The 21,791-nt window shown below is 59.8% G+C and carries 16 protein-coding genes; 8 read left to right on the forward strand and 8 right to left on the reverse strand.

The features are described from left to right. Positions 1–122: 122 nt before the first annotated feature. Positions 123–1,631 carry an MFS transporter gene (locus tag AC07WT_RS25525; protein ID WP_494951041.1) on the reverse strand — a complete coding sequence of 503 codons (1,509 nt, stop codon included), beginning with the start codon at positions 1,629–1,631 and terminating at the stop codon, positions 123–125. Positions 1,632–2,066: 435 nt separating this feature from the next. Here AC07WT_RS25525 and AC07WT_RS25530 point away from each other — a divergent pair, with 435 nt between their 5' ends. The 6 genes from AC07WT_RS25530 to glnA all read left to right on the forward strand — a co-directional run bounded on the left by AC07WT_RS25530 (position 2,067) and on the right by glnA (position 9,107). Continuing rightward, entirely contained in the window at positions 2,067–3,569 is a 1,503-nt protein-coding gene (locus AC07WT_RS25530) for an MEDS domain-containing protein (RefSeq protein ID WP_494949069.1), read from the forward strand. Between the two features lie 131 nt (positions 3,570–3,700). Then, the gene (locus tag AC07WT_RS25535; RefSeq protein WP_494949070.1) at positions 3,701–6,454 is read left to right on the forward strand and encodes a UPF0182 family membrane protein; all 2,754 of its coding nucleotides are present in this window, start codon (positions 3,701–3,703) and stop codon (positions 6,452–6,454) included. A gap of 35 nt (positions 6,455–6,489) precedes the next feature. Then, complete coding sequence (locus AC07WT_RS25540) at positions 6,490–6,798, forward strand: hypothetical protein (protein WP_494951042.1); 309 nt, start codon at positions 6,490–6,492, stop codon at positions 6,796–6,798. Positions 6,799–7,015: 217 nt separating this feature from the next. Continuing rightward, the gene (locus AC07WT_RS25545; RefSeq protein WP_494949071.1) at positions 7,016–7,309 is read left to right on the forward strand and encodes a GYD domain-containing protein; all 294 of its coding nucleotides are present in this window, start codon (positions 7,016–7,018) and stop codon (positions 7,307–7,309) included. A gap of 58 nt (positions 7,310–7,367) precedes the next feature. Continuing rightward, the gene (locus AC07WT_RS25550) at positions 7,368–7,571 is read left to right on the forward strand and encodes a hypothetical protein (protein WP_492592983.1); all 204 of its coding nucleotides are present in this window, start codon (positions 7,368–7,370) and stop codon (positions 7,569–7,571) included. 30 nt (positions 7,572–7,601) lie between these two features. Next, positions 7,602–9,107, forward strand: coding sequence for a type I glutamate--ammonia ligase (gene glnA / locus AC07WT_RS25555; protein ID WP_494949072.1), 1,506 nt, complete (start codon positions 7,602–7,604; stop codon positions 9,105–9,107). A 202-nt stretch (positions 9,108–9,309) separates the two neighbouring features. Here glnA and hpaB read toward each other — a convergent pair whose 3' ends face one another. From hpaB to prpR, 7 genes are all read right to left on the reverse strand, one after another. Next, positions 9,310–10,815, reverse strand: a complete 1,506-nt coding sequence (gene hpaB, locus AC07WT_RS25560; RefSeq protein WP_494949073.1) for a 4-hydroxyphenylacetate 3-monooxygenase, oxygenase component — start codon at positions 10,813–10,815, stop codon at positions 9,310–9,312. Beyond that, positions 10,812–11,210, reverse strand: coding sequence for a hypothetical protein (locus AC07WT_RS25565; RefSeq protein ID WP_494949074.1), 399 nt, complete (start codon positions 11,208–11,210; stop codon positions 10,812–10,814). Before AC07WT_RS25565 ends, hpaB begins: the two co-directional genes overlap by 4 nt. Beyond that, on the reverse strand, positions 11,203–11,436 hold the full coding sequence (locus AC07WT_RS25570; RefSeq protein ID WP_494949075.1) for a DUF2164 family protein: 234 nt from the start codon (positions 11,434–11,436) through the stop codon (positions 11,203–11,205). Before AC07WT_RS25570 ends, AC07WT_RS25565 begins: the two co-directional genes overlap by 8 nt. Positions 11,437–11,444: 8 nt before the next feature. Continuing rightward, positions 11,445–12,317 carry a JmjC domain-containing protein gene (locus AC07WT_RS25575; RefSeq protein ID WP_494949076.1) on the reverse strand — a complete coding sequence of 291 codons (873 nt, stop codon included), beginning with the start codon at positions 12,315–12,317 and terminating at the stop codon, positions 11,445–11,447. Beyond that, entirely contained in the window at positions 12,311–13,990 is a 1,680-nt protein-coding gene (locus AC07WT_RS25580; RefSeq protein WP_494949077.1) for an ATP-binding cassette domain-containing protein, read from the reverse strand. Before AC07WT_RS25580 ends, AC07WT_RS25575 begins: the two co-directional genes overlap by 7 nt. An 85-nt stretch (positions 13,991–14,075) precedes the next feature. Further along, positions 14,076–14,771 (reverse strand): UCP032817 domain-containing protein, encoded by a 696-nt coding sequence (locus tag AC07WT_RS25585; RefSeq protein ID WP_494949078.1) that lies wholly within the window; start codon positions 14,769–14,771, stop codon positions 14,076–14,078. 655 nt (positions 14,772–15,426) lie between these two features. Next, positions 15,427–17,379, reverse strand: a complete 1,953-nt coding sequence (prpR, locus tag AC07WT_RS25590) for a propionate catabolism operon regulatory protein PrpR (protein ID WP_494949079.1) — start codon at positions 17,377–17,379, stop codon at positions 15,427–15,429. Between the two features lie 351 nt (positions 17,380–17,730). Here prpR and prpC point away from each other — a divergent pair, with 351 nt between their 5' ends. Next, entirely contained in the window at positions 17,731–18,900 is a 1,170-nt protein-coding gene (gene prpC, locus AC07WT_RS25595) for a bifunctional 2-methylcitrate synthase/citrate synthase (protein ID WP_494949080.1), read from the forward strand. Between the two features lie 281 nt (positions 18,901–19,181). Further along, complete coding sequence (gene acnD / locus AC07WT_RS25600) at positions 19,182–21,779, forward strand: Fe/S-dependent 2-methylisocitrate dehydratase AcnD (RefSeq protein ID WP_494949081.1); 2,598 nt, start codon at positions 19,182–19,184, stop codon at positions 21,777–21,779. The last annotated feature ends 12 nt before the right edge of the window (positions 21,780–21,791 follow it).

Genomic DNA, 21,791 nt, shown 5'->3' on the forward strand with positions numbered 1-21,791 from the left:
AAAAATCTTCGAAGACTGTAGCAACGGCGACTTACAACCAAATTTCAGCGAAACATACGGTCTCGTCAGCCTGGGGCGGCGCGCGAGAGGCCAAAAGTTGTCTGACGCCCAGACCTAAGTGCTCAACTGCGGCGAAACACGACGTGCGAAATCCTTTGCACAAGGAGCGCCGCCGCCAGCGACGCCACCGCGGTCAGCCAGACGCCGATATGAATCGACTGAACCAGCGCATCGCGTGCGGTGTCGATGAAGACCAACGGGTTCAGTCCAGACGGCTTCATATCGGCGACCAGCTTTGCTCTCAACGCTTCGTCGATGAGGATTCGCAAATCGGCGAAGCGCGGCAGCCACTGCGCGGCCACCGGTTCGCCAAGCACGCTCATGGTGTGCGTCACCACGTCGCGATAGTGATGTGAGACGACCGTGGCCACGATGCTCGTGCCGAGCATCCCGCCCACCATGCGGGTGGACTGCAATAGCGCTGTTGTGATACCGAAGCGTTCGCGTCCGGCAATTTCCTGCGCAAACACGTTCAGGTTGTTGAGGATAAATCCGAGTCCGATGCCTACCGCAGCCATCGGCAGCTCGATCCAGAGATGCCGGGTCGATGCATTGGCAAACGCCAGGCTGATGGAGGCGAACAGCAGCAGAGCAAACCCGGTCGACAGTATTTTCGTTGGCCGGCGCAGATAAATGACGATGCGCGTATTCACCAGGCTGCCGATCGCGATACACGCTGCAATCGGTGTGGCGAGCAGACCGGCTTGTTGCGGTGACAAGCCGAACCCGCCCTGCAATAGAAGCGGCGCGAAAAAAATCAGCGAAAACATCACGAAGCCGGACAGCAGCGACAGCGCGAATAGTGTGACCAGTTGCGCATCCCTGAACAGGTCGAGCGGAATGATCGGATGCGTGGCGCGCTTTTCGCAGACCAGCAGCGCAACCGCGGCGGCCGCCACGCACGATGCCAGCACGAGGTTGCCGGTCGTCAAGCCATCTTTCGGCACCGCCTCGATGAACGTCTGCAGGCCGCCCAGCGCGAGCGCGACAAGTCCGGTGCCGAGCCAGTCGATACGCACCTCGCCTTCGCGAGGACGATGAAAGTTCGGCAGATGCGCCCAGATGAAATAGAACGCGGCGGCACCCACCGGCAGGTTGATCAGGAAGGTGGAGCGCCAACCCCAATGCTCGCTCATCCAGCCGCCCAGCGACGGTCCCGCTGCGGTGCCGATCCCGTACGCCGCCGCCATCACCACCTGCCATCGAACCCGCGCGCGGGGATCGGGAAAGAGGTCGGGGATCGAGGCGAATGCGGTGCCCACCATCATTCCGCCGCCGATGCCTTGCAGACCTCGCGCGATCGCGAGGAACAGCATGTTGCTGGCAAGGCCGCACAGCACGGATGCGGCGGTGAACGTGACGACCGCCGCGATGACGAAGCGCTTACGGCCGAAATAGTCGCCGAGCCGGCCGAACACGGGCACCGTCACGACCGAGGCCAGCAGGTACGCGCTGGCAATCCATGCGTAGTACTCGAAGCCATGCAGTTCCGCGACGATCGACGGCAGCGCCGTGCTGACGACGGTCTGGTCGAGTGCGACCAGCATGTTGACGAGGCCGATGCCGAGCATCGCGAACAGGGCATTGCGGAAAGTGAGGGCAGGCGGGGTGAGGGTCACGGATAGGGATCGTACAGTCGGCGGGCGCGGCAGATTATACAAGCCGCGTTAGAGTCGATCGGGCATGCAGCTGCCGTCGCCCACTGCCTTGCCACCCGTCGCAACCCATCGCCACGCGTCGCCACCATTACGTGCGTGTGACAAATATGCGTTGTGGCAGTCAGGATACGGCTAGGGAAAACAACCATTTTTTTAAATATTCCCCTCACGTACCTTATTTTCCTGCTGAATCCCATATAGAGCGCACCAACCGGGCTTGTTCGGTCTCCTGTCTTCAGGACTGACGAATTAGCGCGCGAGGCGCCGCGATATTCATATTCGAGCGCGCAGGCCAAGGTGCCGTCTAGCGCGACTGTGGTTCTTGACCCACGCTCTTTCAGGGAAACGATGACCACCGGATCTCGTAAAAGCGGCTTTGCCGCGCTTGGCCCAATCTCCTGGGGCACCCATCTTTGTCATTTATACGAATCGCGTAGCGAACTACTCAGCGTCACGGCGGAATTCCTGCACGCGGGACTCGCCAATCGCGAAGCAGCCGTGTGGGTCGCGCCGGCGTTGCTCGGACCCGACAAAGCCCGCTATATCCTCACGCGGACAGCGCCTGCGCTCACCGAATACGTCGACTCCGGGCAGTTGCGGATTATCGATGGCGCGCAACGCTATGCGCGCCCTAAAAGCGGCTTCGACGGCGGCGCCACCGTCGGCTTGTGGTCGGCGGCGATCAACGAGGCGCTCGGGCGCGGCTTCGAAGGGCTGCGAGTCGCGGGCGACGCCGTCTGCAACGAAACCACCGATTGGGCGGCCTTGCTCGACTACGAAGTGACCCTGAAGCAGCGGCTGGCCGCTCGCCCGATCATCGGTTTGTGCACGTACTGCGTGCAGCAGCTTCGCGCGGCGCAGACCCGCGAAATCGAACGCTTGCACGATGCGATGATCGAGCCGCCGCAAGCCGAACCGGCGGAACGGCCGCGCGCACAAGGTGGCTCGCAGACCGCGGACGCGCCACGTCCCCGGATCGCGACCGCTCACGACCAGACCGACGACGAAGCGAAGCAACCCGCCATCGGGCCGATGATCGGCCATGAGATTCGCAACGCGCTCACGCCGCTCGGTCTGATCGCTCGTCTGCTGAACGCTCAGTACGGCCACGACGACCAGCTTGCGCGATACGCGCTTCTGCTATCGCGGCAAGCGAGCCTGCTGGGTCAATTGGCCCAGCAATTGATGGAGCCGCCGGTCCACGCTCAGCGCGCGAGTCCGGATGAACCCGCTGTCGAGGCGCCGCCGTGTCCGTTGCCGGATACGCCGGATACGCCGGATAGGCGAGCCGCGCATCCGGACTGCGTGGATATCGACGACCTGCTCGCGCATTGCATCCAGGTCGCCGAAGCGGGCGTTCCCGCGCATGCGCCGATTCGTCTGACGGAAAGCAGCATGCCGCTGCGGGTGCAGGGCGACTTCGGCAAGCTGACCCAGGTGTTCGTCAACCTGATGCTGAACGCGCTCAAATATTCCGCGGCCACGGATTCCGTGAAGGTGATGGCGGCCCGCACCGGCCGTTACTGCTACATCAGCGTGCGCGACAATGGCGTCGGCATCGCGCCCGGCGAACTCGCGACGATCTTCAAGCGGTATGCACGCGGTCTCGCGGGCCGCGCGCTGGCTGCCAATGGTCTCGGGCTCGGCTTGTCGGTGGTCCGCGATATCGTCACGGACCATGGCGGCACAGTGGAAGCGTTCTCCGGCGGTCCGGGCACTGGCTCTGAATTCGTGGTTCGCTTGCCGCTCGCGAGCGTGGCCGCGAGCACGCAACCGGCGGCGGACACGCCGGAAACAGAGGCGGACCGCACGGTTTGTGCGGCGCCGGCCGGGCAGGGCGTGCCCGGGTAGCGCTCTTCGCATATTGGCCGTGCAGTCCGTGCAGTCCGTGCGCGTATGCCCGGCTGTACCGGTTGCGATCGGCGGAGCACAATGATCCGGCCGGAACTGGCGACGTGCGACGAGCCGGCAAAGGAGGATCGATGCGCTCGCAAGTGCGATCCGGCGTGCGCTTCAGACGCTACGCAATCACGGCTGTGGCCGTTATCGCCAGCCTGATTGTGATCGGACGGATCACGGGCATCGTGGTCGACGGACTGTGGTTTTCTTCGATCGGCTATCTCGACGTTTTCTGGACGGTCCTCTCCACCAAGGCGCTGCTGTTTGTGGCCGTGTTCGCTGTCTCGGCGGGCGCGATCGGGGTGTCGGGGTTCATTGCGCATCGTTACGCCAGGCGTCTCGGACCCTCCCTCGTGGTAGCAACCTATGCGCCGGATGCGCGCGACGTGATAAGCGAACTGACCGGCCACGCCACGCCGCGTGTTCCCTGGCGCGCCAGTATCGCCGGCGCCGCCGTCCTCGTTGGGCTGGTGATTGCCGCCAGCGAAATGTCGAACTGGGATATTGCACTTCGCTTCCTTCGTCAGGTGCCTTTCGGCGAGCGCGATCCGCTCTTCGGCAAGGACATCGGCTTCTATCTCTTCTCGCTGCCCGCTTATGCCGCGCTCAAGAGCTGGCTGCTGCGGGTGCTGTTCGCCAGCGCGGTTGTTGCCGGCCTCGTTTACGGCGTGCGCGGCGACATCGTGTTTGAACCTCCGCCGCGGGGACTTTCGCCCGTCGCGATCGCTCATGGCTCGGCCTTGCTCGGCGTGTTCTTTCTGCTGAAGGCCTGGTCCTATTGGCTCGATCGCTTTCTGCTGCTGTACGGCGATAACGGCGTCGTGGTCGGCGCCGGCTATACCGATGTCCACGTCGAACTGCCGGTCTTGTGGGTTCTCGTCGGGCTCGCTGCTGCCGCGGCCGTCGTCTTGTGGATCAATTTGCGCTGGCGCAGCTATCGAATTCCGGCTGCGTCGGCGGTGCTGGTGTTCGGCAGTTCGTTCGTATTCGCGGTGATCTACCCGGCGCTGTTCCAGCGCTTCTACGTCAAGCCGAGCGAGCTGCAGCTGGAGACGCGCTATATCGAGAACAATATCGCGCTGACCCGGCAGGCCTACGGTCTCGCGCGGATCGAAGTCAAACCGTTCGCGGCCGAGCAGGGGCTGAATCTTGCCTCGTTGCAGGCCAATCGCGCGACCATCGACAACATCCGTCTGTGGGATGTGCAGCCGCTGATGGATACCTACGCGCAGTTGCAAGAGATCAGGACTTACTACAAATTCTTCGCGGTGGACATCGACCGCTACCGGCTCGACACCGGTTATCGGCAGGTGATGCTATCGGCGCGCGAACTGGAGCCGGCGATGCTCCCGGCCAACGCGCAGACCTGGGTGAACCTGCATCTGCTGTTCACTCACGGCAACGGGCTCGTGATGTCGCCGGTGACCGAGAAATCCACGGAAGGCTTGCCTTTTTTCTATCTGCAGGATATTCCGCCCGCCGCCAATGGCGGCCCGGCCATCCACGAGCCGCGCCTCTATTTCGGCGAAGGCGGGCAGGACTACGTCATCGTGAACGGCAGCGTGCCCGAATTCGACTATCCCAAGGGAAAGGACAACGTCTACGCCGCTTACAGCGGGCGCGACGGCGTCGCTATCGGCAGCACGACGCGGCGCAGTCTGTTCGCCTGGCAGCTCGACGATCCGAACATCCTGCTGACCGGCTACATCACGGACGAGAGCCGGATCCTGCTGCACCGAAACATTCGGGACCGGGTGCGCACGATCGCCCCGTTCCTTAGCCTCGACCACGACCCGTATATCGTCGCGAGCAACGGGCGGCTGTTCTGGATGCAGGACGCCTATACCACCAGCCGCTGGTTCCCTTACGCCCAGCCCGGATTTGGCGACGGCGCCAATTACATCCGCAATGCGGTCAAGGTGGTGGTCGACGCGTACAACGGCACGGTCGACTTTTATGTCAGCGATCCTGACGATCCGATCCTTCGAACCTACCAGCGCATCTTCCCTGGGCTATTCAAGCCGCTGAAAGCGATGCCGCAGGACTTGCAGCAGCATATTCGCTATCCTGAAGATCTGTTCCTGATTCAGGCGCAGCTCTACCGCGCGTATCACATGGATGCGCCGGAGGTCTTCTACAACCGCGAGGATCTCTGGCAATTTCCGCGGGGATTGGGCGGCATCGACGGCGGCAATGCCCCTGCGCCGATGGCGCCTTACTACATGATCATGCGGCTGCCCGGCGAGCCGCGCGCCGAGTTCGTTCTCATGTTGCCGATGGTGCCCAGCCAGCGCGAGAATATGATCGCCTGGTTGGCGGCGCGTTGCGATCCACCCGCATACGGCAAACTTATCGTCTACGCTTTCCCCAAGGACAAGCTGGTTTATGGGCCGTTCCAGATCGAAGCACGCATCCAGCAGAATACGGAGATATCGCAGCAGATCTCGCTGTGGAACCAGATGGGATCGCGCGTCATCCGCGGCCATCTTCTGGTCGTGCCGATCGAGAACTCGATCCTCTACATTTCTCCGCTTTACTTGCGCGCGGCGTCCGGTCAGTTGCCCGAATTGAAGCGGGTAATCGCCGCCTATGGTGACCGTGTGGTGATGGAGGAGACCTTGGGCGAAGCCCTGGCGGCGCTCTTCAAGGAAAGCGCTCCGGCGGCGTCGCCGGCTCGGGGCACGGCGGACGCGCGCGCCGGCGAGGCGCTGACCCGTTATGACCGCGCGATCGAGAGACTGAAGGCGGGAGACTGGGCCGGCTTCGGCGCGGAACTCGACGCGCTTCGGCCTTTGCTGGAGGCGCTTGGGGCTGGCCATCCCGAGCGTCGGAAGTGAGCTACGATTTCGTTGCGAGAATGATGGAGGCAGATATGGGTACCTACGCTATCGATGGCATACGCATTAGTCCGACCACCGACCGTGTCACGCACGTGCGCTGGGCTCTCGTCAACCCGAAGACAAACGAATGGCTGTCTCCGCTCGAGGTCGTCGAGGTAACGCATGTCATTGGCGCAATTCATGCAGGCGAAGTCGTTTGGTCCCTGTTTACGCTGGGCGGAATGCGGTTTCTGGGGCCGAAAATCAAGGTGGTGCCGCATACCACCGGCGATGACGGCATCGACACCGATGTTCCAGACGGACATATCGAAAAATGTATCGATGACCTGCCCGCCGTCTGAATGAATGAGCCAGATAAATAATAGAGATGACGGGCATGCACCCCGGGACGCGAGCGGACGCGCAGTCCGGGGTGCGGGCAAACAACTCGTTGCAGGCTATTCCATTGCCTAAAATCAAAGGTGCGCGCAGTACGGTTCCGGCGACACGGGTAGTGACATCTGCGCCGCCGCATGCGCGCTCGAGTCACGACACGTTTCTATCGTAATAGGAATCATCATGGCGACTTATGTGGTTCTTGCGCAATTCACCGATCAGGGAATTCGCACCATCAAGAACAGCCCGCAACGGGCTGGTCAAGTGGCGGAAATGGCCAAGGGTTTTGGCTGTGAAATGAAACAGGTCTTCTGGACGCTGGGCCAATATGACATCGTCGCGATCGTCGACGCACCGGACGATCCGAGCTTCACCGCATTCGGCCTCGCGCTCGGCTCCGCAGGCAATGTCCGTACGCAGTCATTGCGCGCTTTCACAAAGAGTGAAATCGGCGGGATTATCGGCAAGTTGCCCTAAAGCAGGTATCTGACGCGCGAACCGTTTTCGTTGCGCGACTCTTTCTCAGGAGATCACCATGAAAGCGAACGATAGCGGCGCAGTGCGCGCTTTCGTACAAACGGCCGAGCAGTCCGGCGCCTATGTCTGGGTCATCACGCTGGTCGACTTCGGCGCTCAGGAGATCAAACGCTCGCTCGTTTCAGACGAAACGTACGTCACGCGCCTCGCTGCGCAAGACGCCGGCGACGCTCATCTAAAAGCGCTGGCGGAAGACCGCTAGCGGCGCCGGAGCCGGACGAGGAGAACGCCAATGTCCAGTACGCAAGGAGCTTCCGGGTTGCCTTTCGAGGTATCCGTCGAAGCAGGCAGCTACCGCGTCGCGCGACCGGCAAGCGCGAGCGATGTCATCGACCTGCTGCGGACCAACAATATCCAGATCGTCGATTTGAAGTTCACCGACTTGCCTGGGCTTTGGCAGCACTTCTCGATCACGCTTCCTGAAGTTCACACCGGCCTGTTCGACGCCGGAATCGGCTTCGACGGTTCGTCGATCCGCGGCTTTCAGGAGATCCATGAATCGGACATGCTGCTCAGACCCGATCCGGCGAGCGCCTTCGTCGATCCGGTTTGCGAGACGCCGACCCTGTCGATCATCTGCGACGTGGTCGATCCGGTATCGCAGCAACCGTATTCGCGCGACCCGCGCTTTGTGGCGAAAAAGGCCGAGAACTATTTGCGCCAGACCGGTATGGCGACGACCTGCTATTTCGGGCCTGAACTGGAGTTCTTCATCTTCGACTCGATCCGCTTCGGCCAGGACCAGCACTGCGGCTACTACTACGTCGAGTCGGCCGAGGGCGACTGGACCACAGGACGCGACGAGGGCGCGTACGGCGGCGGCAATCTCGGCTACAAACAGCGCTACAAGGAGGGCTATTTCCCGGTACCGCCTCACGACACGCTGCAGGAGATCCGCTCGGAGATCGCGCTGACGTTGCAGCTGGCTGGCGTACAGATCGAAGTGCATCACCATGAAGTGGCGACCGCGGGCCAGAACGAAATCGACATGCGCTTTGCCACGCTCACGCGCATGGCCGACAACGTGATGATCTACAAGTACGTGTGCAAGAACATCGCGCGCCGCCACGGGAAAGTGGCCACTTTCATGCCGAAGCCGCTGTTTGCCGACAACGCGAGCGGCATGCACTGTCACCAGAGCCTGTGGAACGACGAACAGAATCTCTTTTACGACGCAAACGGTTGGGCGCTGACTTCCGACATGTGCCGCTGGTACATCGGCGGCTTGCTGCAACACGCCCCCGCGCTGATGGCGTTTTGCGCGCCAACCACCAATTCCTACAAGCGTCTGGTCCCAGGCTACGAGGCGCCCGTCAATCTGGCGATGTCGCAACGCAACCGCTCGGCGGCGGCACGCATCCCGATGTATTCGGATTCGCCGAACGCGCGGCGCGTCGAGTTCCGTTGTCCGGACCCGTCGGCCAATGCGTACCTCGCTTTTGCGGCCATGCTGATGGCCGGCCTCGACGGCATCGAAAACAGGACCGATCCGGGCGAGCCGCTCGACCGCAACATCTACGACCTTCCGCCCGAAGAAACAAAGAACATACGGCGGGTGCCGGGCTCGCTCGACGCGGCGCTGGCGGCGCTCGAAACCGACAATGCCTTTCTGCGCAAAGGCGACGTTTTCACCGAAGACGTGATCGAGACCTGGATCGAATTCAAGCGCAAACGCGAAATCGACACGATCAAACTGCGGCCGCATCCATGGGAGTTTTATCTGTACTTCGACACTTGAGAGGCGTGTCGTGTAGGTTCTCTTATAAGGTGAGTGTGACGCCCTATATAAATCTATGGGTTAGGCGCATTTTCTGAGAATTCGGCGAGTGAGAATTCTCAGAAAGCGCGACCGCAGCCTACAAAATTCTCAAAAAGGTGTCCCTCCAGCTGGCGTCGCTGCCCCGGTTCGCTCAGTGGCATTGTGCGGTTCCTCGGGCGCGTTAAGCATACTTAGCGCGGATGAAATCATTCACTCGGTCCATCAGGTCAGAGCATGGATTGTTCCGGAATATACGTGTTGCCATGTGCACAGGGTCGCCGAAGAAGAATCTCTCATAAAGTACCTGTCGTCCTGCGAATGCGGAAACTGAGGCATCCCACGCAAGCCGGTACAAATCAATCTTGTCCGCAGCCTCCAGCCTCATACTCTGGAAGCATTTATCAATCTCGGCACGTAATGGCCCGTCGAGATCCTCGCCCGTGGGTAATGTCACCAAGCCACTGGCGCCGATTTGCTGAACGATTTCCACAATCCTCGGATACAAGCGGGGAAACATGAATCTGGCGGCCTCCAGCGGAGGCCAGTCCGGAACCAGCATGCCGAAATCATTGAGTCTTGCCCCGGATTCGGACGCCGACTTGAACGCCTTCATTGCCTGCCACCCCGCCCAGACGTCGGCCATCTTTTCATGAATGTGCTGAAATACCTCCAGCCCCGACCCTCGGATCATGAGCGAAATCAGGCCGAGAAAGAATTCGATCTTGACTATGTTCTTGCAGACCACCTGATAGGTGATGTGCGCCGTTGCGCCGGTAGCGTCATAGAACCGATTGCAGATATCTATGTCTCGATAACAGAATACTCTTTCCCATGGAACGAATACGTTATCAAACAGCGCTACCGCATCCATTTCCTCGTATCGCGCACCAAGTGGATGATTCCTGGGGCCCATTCCGTAATCAACGGAATCGCGACAGATGAACTTCAATCCCGCAGTACTGGTTGGCAGGACGAATGCAAATGCGTAATCTTTCGAAGCATCCGAGACGTCCAGCAGCCGCGCCGGGAAGACTGCTATCTCATCGGCAAAAGGAAGTGTTGCGACCAACCGGGCGCCAGTGATATAGATGCCGGCATCCGTTTCCCGGGTGACATGGGCCGATACCGTTGGGTCATCCTGAAACGCCGGTCCGATGCGCCGGTTGGCCCGTGGATTCAATATAGTATGCGTCAGGGCAAGATCGTTGTCGCGAACGAACCTGAAATATTCCTTGACGTTGTGCGAAAAAGTCCTGCCTCCAATATCGAAGAAGTCGGCACTTCCCGCAAACGAGGCGACTGACCTGCTCAGGTAGGCAGGGTCGCGACCGAGCATACCATGACTGAACTTTGCGCCAGTGAGAAGCGCCTTGCCAACGGCAAGCAGATCGCTCCTATCCTTTGTGATGGCGAACGATCTGCTTACCTTCCTGCCATCAACAGTCTCCAGCATCAGTAAACTGTGATCCCATTGATAGTCATAGAGCGCCGCAAGGGTCCCCACCCCGTTCTTGAGCGGTGCGAAATTTCGAACATTCTCGACACGTTTGCCTTGATACCAGAGTTCGGGCGGACAACTCTCAAGGCGCTGCAGAAAATCCGCGCCCCTTCTGGCACCTTGGTATTCACCGTCAAGAGCCAGTGCTTTTGACATAGTCCTGTTATCGCCTTGGCGCATATCCATCATCGTTGCCCCTCCTCGGCCCGATCGGTATCTTCGATACGTAGCGATGCGATCTGCCACCGGTCTTCGACAATCAGCCACAACTCGAAAAATTCACATTGGCTGACGATCTCTCCGTTTCTCTTGAACGAGGCCGAACCTGAAACGGTGGCCCAGTTCTTGTGTTCTTGCATCTCCTTGACTGTTTCCCTGAACTCCACATCACCGGCTCTCTTGTTCGGAAATATGGTGCGGCTTCGTTCAACGTATGCTATCTGATCGGCTTTGGATATCAGCTCGGAATTTTTCTTTACAAAGAAAGAAGGGGCTTCCAGATAGGAGAGCCAGTCCACTTCCCCATTCAGATAGGCATTTATCCAGACCTCTCTTATCTGCTGTAGAGAATACTTCTTACTCATATTGCAACAAGATATCGAGCTGCTCGGAAATGTCGGACAGTTTGCGGTCCGTCACCCGCTTTGCGTCGAGCACGCCTTCGTTGTAAGCCCGGGTGCGCGTCAGCTTGTACAGCTTCTCGGCAAACGGCACAACCTCCATGTTGCCAACCGAAATCTGAAGTTCGCTATCGAGTAAATCTCGTACTTGCGAGGAGAATTTGACCAGATCTAACTTATCGTTATTCATTATGCATTCTAGAATGTTGGAAAATTGAATTTTGTTCCCTTTTCGAGCCGCTGCTCACACAGTCTCGCAAGAAATTTTTCCATATCCAGATCACGTATCGCCTCAACCAGTCGTTCCTTCAGTTCGCGCGCTTCAAACTCAGTCATCGAATAATTGATCTTATTGCGGAAAAACCGGTCCTTGGCGAGTTCTTCCGAAATCAGCTTCAGGGCGTCCAGTTTTCTCGCGAAGTCCAGGCCGATCGTGACATGCATGGAAATATCGCTCACCGCTTCCACATCGTGCCAATAGCCAAACGGCAAGTACAGGGCATCCCCTGCGGATAGCACGTGCTCCTTCAGCGGCTTGCCTTTGGGAGATGGTAAGTGGAAGCTCTTATCCCCCCGGTTTGGCGAGTGGTATGTAGGAGCATGTATTGACCAACGCTTGCTGCCGTGAATCTGTATGGCGAAGATATCGTGATCGTCAAAATGGCAACCAAATCCGCTTGGGCCCTTGGGGGAAACGTACAGGTTGGCCCATGCCCGGCAGCCTAGCGTGACACTGATTTCGCCGGTCAATGCCCTGATCCCTGGGAAGAAGGCTTCGCAATGATCGATGATGATCGCGCAGCCGTTTCGCATTGCCTTGTGCAGGACTCCAGGGACAAGTCTGGGCCGCCTCTCGCCTCGCTCGGAGAGTGAATAGCGCAGGAATCCGTTATAACTTCGGCTGTATTCGTTGCCCGCGGAGGCAACGCGGATTCTGGGGTAATCGATCAGTCCGCTGGACAGGAGCGAATTGACTTCGTCCCAAGTGGCGATTTTTTCGACCCGGATGGAATCAAAGATATAAGGTCTGAAATGCAAACCGTCAGTCAGGAAATCGGGGGAATTCAGCATGTCGCCCTCCGGTTTGCAATTTGAATCTTGCCACCATGTTCATCCATGATGTGCTGGTTGATTATGGAGTCTCGGCCGAATAGTGATTCGGGACGCTGATGCATAATCACAAACATGCACGTGCCACTTGCCAGGCTCGCTATGGTGCCGGCGAGTTCATAAGCCCTCTCTTCATCGAGTCCTGCAAACGGTTCGTCCAGAATCAGGATTTCACAGTCCTGCAGTAGCCCGCGAGCGATAGCCAGTCGTTGGCGCTCTCCACCAGAAAGCCGCCCGCCTTTCTCCCCGACGACGTATTCGAGGTTATCGCGGAATTTCTGCAGCCCCACCTTTGAGAGCGAGTCGACGATTTCCTTGTGCGTGGCGTCACGTTTCCCATACCGAAGATTCTGGATGATGGATTCATTGAAGATGATGTTGTCCTGGGAAACATAGCCAATCTTTCCCAGTAGAAGATCGGACTCCATGTTGCTGACGTCCGTGCCATTGACGAGCAGTTGCCTGGCCGACGTCCGGATTTCCCCGCGCATCGCACGTGCGACAGTACTTTTGCCAATGCCGCTGGCACCGTGCAACGTGTTCAAGACTCCGGAATTGATACTGATCGCACCATATATTGGTGGTGTGTCATTTGAAGCGACGCCAGCAGCCTTGAAACCCTGAAAGGAAAAGTCATATCGACTGGCACCAAAGACCGGAGACGCAGCGCCGACGTTGATGTCTTCTCTGATCTTTAGTCCCTCTGAGATTCGAAAAATATCGATCCTTGCACTGAGGATGTTGCGATAATTGAATCCGAGTGTATTGATCTGAATGATAAGTTGAGCCAGCCCGGTTGCCAGCAAGATGATGGCGCCAGTCGATCCTGCACCTTGCCCATAATATGCCATGAGTGTCAGGAAACAGGCTGCCAGACAGATTAGAGACGAAACGGCACTATCAAGAAACAGCTTTCTGGAGTTATGGTTCTTCTTGTCTTCCAGTTTAGTAAGCAGGATTTCGTGCTGATTCACCCGGCTATTGCGAATATCGGGGGAGATCGATCCGGAGTTGATAAAGCTATCATGCATAAACGCCGAGCATTCGGCATCGGATTGCGCAATTTCCCTCATCACTGGCACGCGCTTCTTTGTGACATAGATAACGAATGCGGAGTAGAAGGCAGCGAAGAGCAGCAGAACCAGTCCTGCCTCCAAGCTTACGAAAACAATCGAAAAAATGGCAATTGAGAAAATATCAAGGACGATGGAAAGCAGAGATCTCAGAGTATTGTTCAGCAGCGTGCGTACTGAAACAACGGCTTCCTGTATTTTCTTCTGGTATTCTCCGGAATTCTTCAGTCTGGCGCTTCCATAATCCAGGCTGACAACGTACTCATACCAGCTCTTGCGGATATCGCTTTCGATCCGGTTCGCGAGTCTGTTCGAAATCATCATGCCGCTGGCGCCCGTAATCGGGAGCAGGAATCTTTGCAATGCGAACAACGCAATAAAAGGGAAAAGAACATCTGATTTTCCATGCTGCAGTCCGTCTGTCAGCCATTTCAGCATGGCGCCAAATGATGTGTTCAGCAATGCACTCAGACATGCGAGAACCACTACTCCCGCAAAGTGGTACTTATAACGAGCCAGTAACTGTGCAACATAATGGGACACGTCCGTTCCTTGATCCAATTATCGCCTCCATGACTAGCTTCACCCCGGATCGACTCAGGCATTGACGTGAACGGGGGTGTTATACCTTGTTATTGTTGGTGTCTTAGCTATACAGATTGCCGGAGGAGTTGCAAGTGCAATACATGCCGCAGCTATGACCGCCGCAATACATTGACGGGGATACCCGCTGAATGATGCCCTGGATCAGTTCGCCGTCCGTCATTCTGTCAGCGGCTTTAGGATCGATTGGCATTCCCAGCTTTTTCAGTTCCCCATGATAGGCTGGCCTTTGCAACATGTTCACCTTTTCGGGTGAGTACTTGTTGCCGTATTGCACATACCATTTCATCAGCGTTTCATTGCCGAACGTCGAGCTGATGACCTGAAGCTGTTTCTCAAGCCTATCGCGCTTGTGATCGCTCAACGTGATGCCATTCTGGGATAGCATCTTGATCTTCTGGGTCAGGTGCGCCGAACAGAATGGTATGTGATGGAGCATCTTCCCAAAAAAGCGATGACAGAATTTCTCGTAATCGTTGGTAAAGAGGATGAAATGATGCCACATTTTGTCGATCATAAAAATGGGCTCGTCGACTTCAAATTCGATGCATTGTTTCTGTCCGTGCTCTGATACGAAGAGAAACTTTTTCATCTCAGAAAAGATATCAAGGGCCTCCGCCTCTTCCACATCCCATTCGTCCCTGAATTTACCAATGACACCTTCGTGCTGGTATCGCGCCAATTCCGATGGATACAAGAAATTGGCGGCATTACTCTGGCGATCCAAGACTGCGCTCATTTATCCTCCTGTTCACTGATTGATTCGCAAAAAATGAGATGTTGGTTAATTCATGTCCGCTATGTATGGCAACGAAGCTTATAGCCCGTGCGTTCCAGAAAAAATAGGACGATTCCGAATTTGAAATTCAGAATATGAAGCCCTGATTTGAGTTAAATCAGAATTAGCAACGCTGCACGGAGTTGTTGCATGCTGTCGTGAGGCAAGCATCCTCTATCTGCGAACAATGCGAACGTTGTGCCAATACATTGCGCATGCGAGGACGCGGACCACCATTTATCTCGCGATACCCTAAAGAGCTCGCTCAATCGGCTGCTCGAGAAACGGTTTCTTACCGTTCGAGAAATAGTCCGCTATGGCATCCAGGACGGCGGGACCGTCAATCACTCCGGCGCAGCGACGCGCGTCGCGCCGAAGCCGGTCGTGGTTGCGCCGCCGCCCCCGGTTGTCTACGCTCCGCCGCCTCCGGTCATCTATGCGCCGCCGCCTCCTGCCGTGTATGTCGCGCCGCACACCGTCTACCTCGCGCCGGCGCCGCGTCCCATCGTGTGGATTCCGGGCCACCGGGTCGGAAACATCTGGGTACCGGCGCACTGGTCATAAGCGGCGGCGTGCGCATCACGACCGGCGAGGTCGCGACGCGATCAGACCGTAGTCAGACCGTATTCAGCTTGCGCCACAACGTCGTCTTGCTGATGCCGAGCGCCGTGCAGACCGCGTCGCGATCGCCGTCGCACGCAGCCAGCGCCGCCCGGATTTCGTCCGCTTCCACGTGACGGCTACGCTCGCGCAACGTCAATGCGGCCTTCCCGGTGCGCGCGGACGACTCGAGGATTTCAGGCGCAACCGTGCGCAGCTCGTCGCGCGTGAGGAGGATTTCTCCTGCCTCATCAGGATCCGTGTCGGCGAGTTCAACCGCGATCCGTTCGACCACGTTCTGCAATTCGCGCACATTGCCGGGCCATGCGTAACGCCGCAACGGCTCGCCGATGCCGTCAAGAGCGCGGGCCGCCGCCGCCGCGTCGGGCAGGCGAGCGGCAAGCCGCGGCTCGCGCGTCGCGGCCTGAAGCAGCAGCTCGACGGCGAGCGGCTGCAGGTCGCCTGGCCGCTCACGCAGCGGGGGCAGGGCAATGCTCAGGATGTTGAGGCGATAGTAGAGGTCTGCGCGGAAGCGGCCCGCCTCGATGGCCTCGGTCAACGCGCGATGCGTCGCCGCGACGACGCGAATGTCGACTCGCGTCGGCTCAGTCGAGCCGAGCCGCACGACTTCGCGCTCCTGCAATACACGCAGCAGACGGCTCTGCAACGACAACGGCATTTCGGCGATTTCGTCGAGAAACAGCGTGCCGCGATGCGCCACTTCGATCAGCCCCGCCTTGCCGCCTTTGCGCGCGCCGGTGAACGCGCCTTCCTCGTAGCCGAACAGTTCGCTTTCGAGCAAGGCCTCGGGAAACGCGCCGCAATTGATCGCGACGAACGCAAAGTCGCGCCGCGCACTCAACTGATGCATGCTCTGCGCGACCATTTCCTTGCCGGTTCCGCTCTCGCCGAGAATCAGCACGGTGGCGTCCGATCTGGAATAGCGCTGCACGAGCGTACGCACCCGTTCGATCGACGCGCAGGCGCCGACGATATCGTCGAGCCGGTAACGCGCGGTGAACTGCTGCACGCGCTGCCGCGAGCGCAACGTGCGGTCGAGCCGTTCGACCGCACGCGATTCCTGAAACGTCAGCACGGTGCCGGCCGCCGCGCCGCTGCCCGCAAGCGGCCCGCGATGCACGACGTAGCTCACGCCGCGTACCGAGCTGAACGTGTCGCCGTCCGCGTCCGGCAGTGCGCCCGCGAGATCGGGTGCAATCTCGAGCAGGGAGCGGCCCACGGCGTTCGCCGCGTCGATGCCGAGCACGGCGGCGAGGCGCTGGTTCATCGCCTCGACTCGCCCTTGCGCGTCCAGCGCGACGACACCGTCGCGCAGATGTTGCAGCAGATTGTCGAGCCGTTGACGCCGAACGGTTTCGCGGCGGGTGGCCTGCGCGACTTCGAGCGCCGTGTCGAACGCGGCGCGCACCGACGCACGAGAGTAAAGAAACACCGCGCCCATGCCGGCGTGCGCGGCAAGATCGGTCACGAGTCCGGGGCCGACGACCACGTCGATCCCTCGATCGCGCAGATCGAGGACGACACTCTCCGCGTCCTGCGCGGACTGATATGAAGCGAACACGACGTCGATGCCGTAAGCGGCGGTGAAGCGCCGTACTTCGTCAGGCGTGTCGCCGTGCGTGACGAGTGCGACCGACGCGCCGTCGCGCCGTGCTCGCGCGAGCGCGTGCATCACGTCGAAACCGGTTGGGTTGATCAGCACGACCGGAACCGAGACGCGCGTTTTCAGGTACGCGCCGTTCGAGCCGCCGGCGATCACGACATCCGGACGTCCCGCGCCCACGGCGTCGATTTCGTGGACGGCGTCCTCGAAGCCGTGCGAGACGATGCGCAGGTCGGCGCGTTCGACGTACTCGCCGGCGATGTCGAAAAACAGATCGCGCAGGCGGCTGATGCTGACCGCCCAGATGCGGGGGCGCTGGGCGGGGTCAAAGGCTGGGGTGCTCACGGCGGGCGGCTCGGTAATGGGTTAGGAGTTAGGGGGGAGCGAGAGGTCGGGGACAGGTCGGAAAAGGTTCAGAAGTCCGCCTATTATGCGCGCAGCAGTTTCGAATTCGAAATCAGGATTTCATTTGTGAAATGTTATGCGCTCGTGATCTGTGCGCGATTTTTAGTTAAATCAGGCACTTAGCTTGAACGGCAGCGCATGGCCCGTTCTTTGCGTTATAAGCACCCGTTTCACTGGACACCATGAGGCCGCGCGCCGGCCTGAACCCGATACCCTGGCTGTCACGCGTGCGAAAACAGGCTCGCCACGTGGCAGGCCGCGAAAAGTCACCCCGCAGTTGGAGACAAGATCATGAGCGAAGCAGACAACAGCACGCCGAACGCCGGCGCATTCAAACCGAAGAAATCCGTCGCGCTGTCCGGCGTGACCGCGGGCAACACGGCGCTGTGCACGGTCGGCAAGACCGGCAACGACCTGCACTATCGCGGCTACGACATTCTCGACATCGCCGGCGCCTGCGAATTCGAAGAGATCGCGTATCTGCTGGTCCACGAAAAGCTGCCGACGCAGGCCGAACTGACCGCCTACAAGACGAAGCTCAAGGCGCTGCGCGGGCTGCCCGCGAACGTCAAAGCCGCGCTTGAATGGATTCCGGCCGCCGCGCATCCGATGGACGTGATGCGCACCGGCGTGTCGGTGCTCGGCGCGGTGCTGCCCGAGAAGGACGACCACAACCTGCCGGGCGCGCGCGATATCGCCGACAAGCTGATGGCCTCGCTCGGTTCGATGCTGCTGTACTGGTACCACTACTCGCATAACGGCAAGCGCATCGAGGTCGAAACCGACGACGATTCGATCGGCGGCCACTTCCTGCATCTGCTGCACGGCGTGGAGCCGTCGAAGGCGTGGGTCGACGCGATGCACGTGTCGCTGAACCTGTACGCCGAGCATGAATTCAACGCCTCGACCTTCACTGGCCGCGTGATCGCGGGCACGGGTTCGGACCTCTACTCGGCGATCACCGGCGCGATCGGCGCGCTGCGCGGTCCGAAACACGGCGGCGCCAACGAGGTCGCGTTCGAGACCCAGTCGCGCTACCAGACGCCGGATGAAGCCGAAGCCGACATCAGGAAGCGCGTCGGGAACAAGGAAGTGGTGATCGGTTTCGGCCACCCGGTGTACACGATTGCCGACCCGCGCAACAAGGTCATCAAGGAAGTCGCGAAGAAGCTTTCGAAGGAAGCGGGCAACATGAAGCTGTTCAATATCGCCGAGCGGCTGGAATCGGTGATGTGGGAAGCGAAGAAGATGTTCCCGAATCTCGACTGGTTCAGCGCGGTGTCGTATCACATGATGGGCGTGCCGACGGCGATGTTCACGCCGCTTTTCGTGATCGCCCGCACCGCTGGCTGGAGCGCGCACGTCATCGAGCAGCGGATCGACAACAAGATCATCCGGCCGAGCGCGAATTACACCGGCCCGGACGATCTGCCGTTCGTGCCGCTCGCCAAACGCGTGTGAAAGCGTTTCAAGGCGTCTTCAGGTGTCTCGAGGTGTGTTTTAAGGCGCCATGAACGCGTACGGGCAAAGCCGCAAGCGTTTCTCCTCCATTGCGTCTCGTGAGAGCGATGCAATGAAGTTGGGCCTTGGCTCGCTGGAACCCCGAGCCAAGGCTGTTTTTTGCGGTGCGTTTTGCAGCTTGTTCGCGAGACCGGCGGCAAGCCGGCGAGCTAAACTGAAGCCCGGCCGCCACACCGTCCCCGGATCATTACTGTTTTGTCCCCAGAGTTGTCCTCTAAGCCATGAATACTGCAAACCGCAAACGCCTTCCCGGCACCGAGCTGGATTTCTTCGACACGCGCGCCGCCGTCGATGCGATCAAGCCAGGCGCTTATGACAAGCTGCCGTACACGTCGCGCGTGCTGGCCGAAAACCTCGTGCGGCGCTGCGACCCGGCCACGCTGAACGCATCGCTCGAGCAGATCGTCGAACGCAAGCGCGAGCTGGATTTTCCGTGGTTCCCGGCGCGCGTGGTGTGTCATGACATTCTTGGCCAAACGGCGCTGGTCGATCTCGCGGGTCTGCGCGATGCGATTGCGGCTCAAGGCGGCGACCCGGCGATGGTCAACCCGGTCGTGCCGACGCAACTGGTGGTGGACCACTCGCTTGCCGTCGAGTGCGGCGGCTTCGATCCGGACGCGTTTGTGAAGAACCGTGCAATCGAGGACCGTCGCAACGAAGACCGCTTCGACTTCATCAACTGGACCAGGCTCGCGTTCAGGAACGTCGACGTCATTCCGCCGGGCAACGGCATCCTGCATCAGATCAACCTCGAGCGCATGAGCCCGGTGGTGCAGGTGAAAGACGGCGTGGCGTTCCCCGACACACTGGTGGGCACCGACTCGCATACGCCGATGGTGGACGCGCTGGGCGTGCTCGCGATCGGCGTGGGCGGCCTCGAAGCAGAAAGCGTCATGCTGGGCCGCGCTTCGTGGATGCGTCTGCCGGACATCATCGGCGTGGAGCTGACCGGCAAGCCGCAGCCGGGCATCACCGCGACGGATATCGTGCTGGCCTTGACCGAGTTCCTGCGTAAAGAGAAGGTGGTGTCCTCGTACCTGGAGTTCTACGGCGAAGGCGCTGCCCATTTGACGCTGGGCGACCGCGCAACCATTGCCAACATGGCGCCCGAGTTCGGCTCCACCGCCGCGATGTTCTACATCGACGAGCAGACCATCAAGTACCTGAAGCTCACCGGCCGCGACGACGAACTGGTCAAGCTGGTGGAAACCTATGCGAAGGAAACAGGCCTCTGGGCGGACAGCCTGAAGAACGCCGGGTACGAGCGGGTGATCCGCTTCGACTTGTCTTCGGTGGTGCGTAATATTGCCGGGCCGTCCAATCCTCACAAGCGCGTGCCGACTTCGGAGCTGGCCGCGCGCGGCATCAGCGGCAAGGTGGAGAACGAGCCTGGCCTGATGCCGGACGGCGCGGTGATCATCGCTGCGATCACCAGCTGTACGAACACCAACAACCCGCGCAACATGATCGCCGCGGGCCTCCTCGCCCGCAACGCGAACCGGCGCGGACTGATCCGCAAGCCGTGGGTGAAGAGCTCGCTGGCGCCGGGTTCGAAAGCGGTCACGCTGTATCTGGAAGAGGCCGGGCTGCTGCCGGAACTGGAACGGCTGGGCTTTGGCGTCGTCGCGTATGCCTGCACTTCGTGCAACGGCATGTCGGGCGCGCTGGATCCGGTGATCCAGAAGGAAATCGTCGAGCGCGATCTGTATGCCACCGCCGTACTGTCCGGCAACCGCAACTTCGACGGCCGCATCCATCCGTACGCGAAGCAGGCCTTCCTCGCGTCGCCGCCGCTGGTGGTGGCTTACGCGATCGCCGGCACCATCCGCTTCGACATCGAGAAAGATGTGCTGGGGATCGACGCCGACGGCAAGGCCGTGACGCTGAAGGACATCTGGCCGTCCGATGAAGAGATCGACGCGATCTTCGCTGCCAGCGTGAAGCCGGAACAGTTCCGCAAGGTGTATGAGCCGATGTTCGCCGTCTCCGTCGATACCGGCGAGAAGGCCAACCCGCTGTACGACTGGCGTCCGATGAGCACCTACATCCGCCGCCCGCCGTATTGGGAAGGCGCGCTGGCCGGCGAGCGCACGCTCAAGAGCATGCGCCCGCTGGCCGTGCTGGGCGACAACATCACCACCGACCACCTGTCGCCGTCCAACGCGATCCTCGCCGACAGCGCTTCCGGCGAATACCTGGCGAAGATGGGCCTGCCGGAGGAGGACTTCAACTCCTATGCAACCCATCGCGGCGATCACCTCACCGCACAGCGCGCCACCTTTGCGAACCCCACGCTGAAGAACGAGATGGTGCTGGAAAACGGCAAGGTGAAGGCCGGCTCGCTGGCCCGCATCGAGCCCGAAGGCAAGGTGACGCGCATGTGGGAAGCCATCGAAACCTACATGGAGCGCAAGCAGCCGCTGATCGTGATTGCCGGAGCCGACTACGGCCAGGGTTCGTCGCGAGACTGGGCGGCCAAGGGCGTGCGTCTCGCCGGCGTGGAAGCGATCGTCGCCGAAGGTTTCGAGCGTATTCACCGTACCAATCTGGTCGGCATGGGCGTGTTGCCGCTGGAGTTCAAACCCGGCGTGAACCGTCACACGCTTGGTATCGACGGCACCGAGACCTTCGACGTGATCGGCGAGCGCAAGCCGCGCACCGACCTCACGCTCGTGATCCATCGCAGGAACGGCGAGCGCGTGGAGGTGCCGGTGACCTGCCGGCTCGATACCGCGGAAGAAGTGTCCATCTACGAGGCCGGCGGCGTGTTGCAACGCTTTGCGCAGGATTTTCTGGAATCGTCGAAGGCGGCTGCTTAAGGACGTGCTTAC

This window comes from Paraburkholderia sp. GW821-FHT02A12, assembly GCF_059422005.1.

Bases quoted from the DNA above. Each gene is read 5' to 3' on its own strand.
- AC07WT_RS25575 (WP_494949076.1), bottom strand. From the start codon at position 12,317: ATGCTGAATTCCCCCGATTTCCTGACTGACGGTTTGCATTTCAGACCT.
- hpaB (WP_494949073.1), bottom strand. From the start codon at position 10,815: ATGATGGATATGCGCCAAGGCGATAACAGGACTATGTCAAAAGCACTG.
- AC07WT_RS25525 (WP_494951041.1), bottom strand. From the start codon at position 1,631: ATGCTCGGCATCGGCCTCGTCAACATGCTGGTCGCACTCGACCAGACC.
- AC07WT_RS25550 (WP_492592983.1), top strand. From the start codon at position 7,368: ATGAAAGCGAACGATAGCGGCGCAGTGCGCGCTTTCGTACAAACGGCC.
- AC07WT_RS25535 (WP_494949070.1), top strand. From the start codon at position 3,701: ATGCGCTCGCAAGTGCGATCCGGCGTGCGCTTCAGACGCTACGCAATC.
- AC07WT_RS25565 (WP_494949074.1), bottom strand. From the start codon at position 11,210: ATGAGTAAGAAGTATTCTCTACAGCAGATAAGAGAGGTCTGGATAAAT.
- AC07WT_RS25530 (WP_494949069.1), top strand. From the start codon at position 2,067: ATGACCACCGGATCTCGTAAAAGCGGCTTTGCCGCGCTTGGCCCAATC.
- AC07WT_RS25545 (WP_494949071.1), top strand. From the start codon at position 7,016: ATGGCGACTTATGTGGTTCTTGCGCAATTCACCGATCAGGGAATTCGC.
- glnA (WP_494949072.1), top strand. From the start codon at position 7,602: ATGTCCAGTACGCAAGGAGCTTCCGGGTTGCCTTTCGAGGTATCCGTC.
- AC07WT_RS25585 (WP_494949078.1), bottom strand. From the start codon at position 14,771: ATGAGCGCAGTCTTGGATCGCCAGAGTAATGCCGCCAATTTCTTGTAT.
- acnD (WP_494949081.1), top strand. From the start codon at position 19,182: ATGAATACTGCAAACCGCAAACGCCTTCCCGGCACCGAGCTGGATTTC.
- prpC (WP_494949080.1), top strand. From the start codon at position 17,731: ATGAGCGAAGCAGACAACAGCACGCCGAACGCCGGCGCATTCAAACCG.
- AC07WT_RS25540 (WP_494951042.1), top strand. From the start codon at position 6,490: ATGGGTACCTACGCTATCGATGGCATACGCATTAGTCCGACCACCGAC.
- AC07WT_RS25570 (WP_494949075.1), bottom strand. From the start codon at position 11,436: ATGAATAACGATAAGTTAGATCTGGTCAAATTCTCCTCGCAAGTACGA.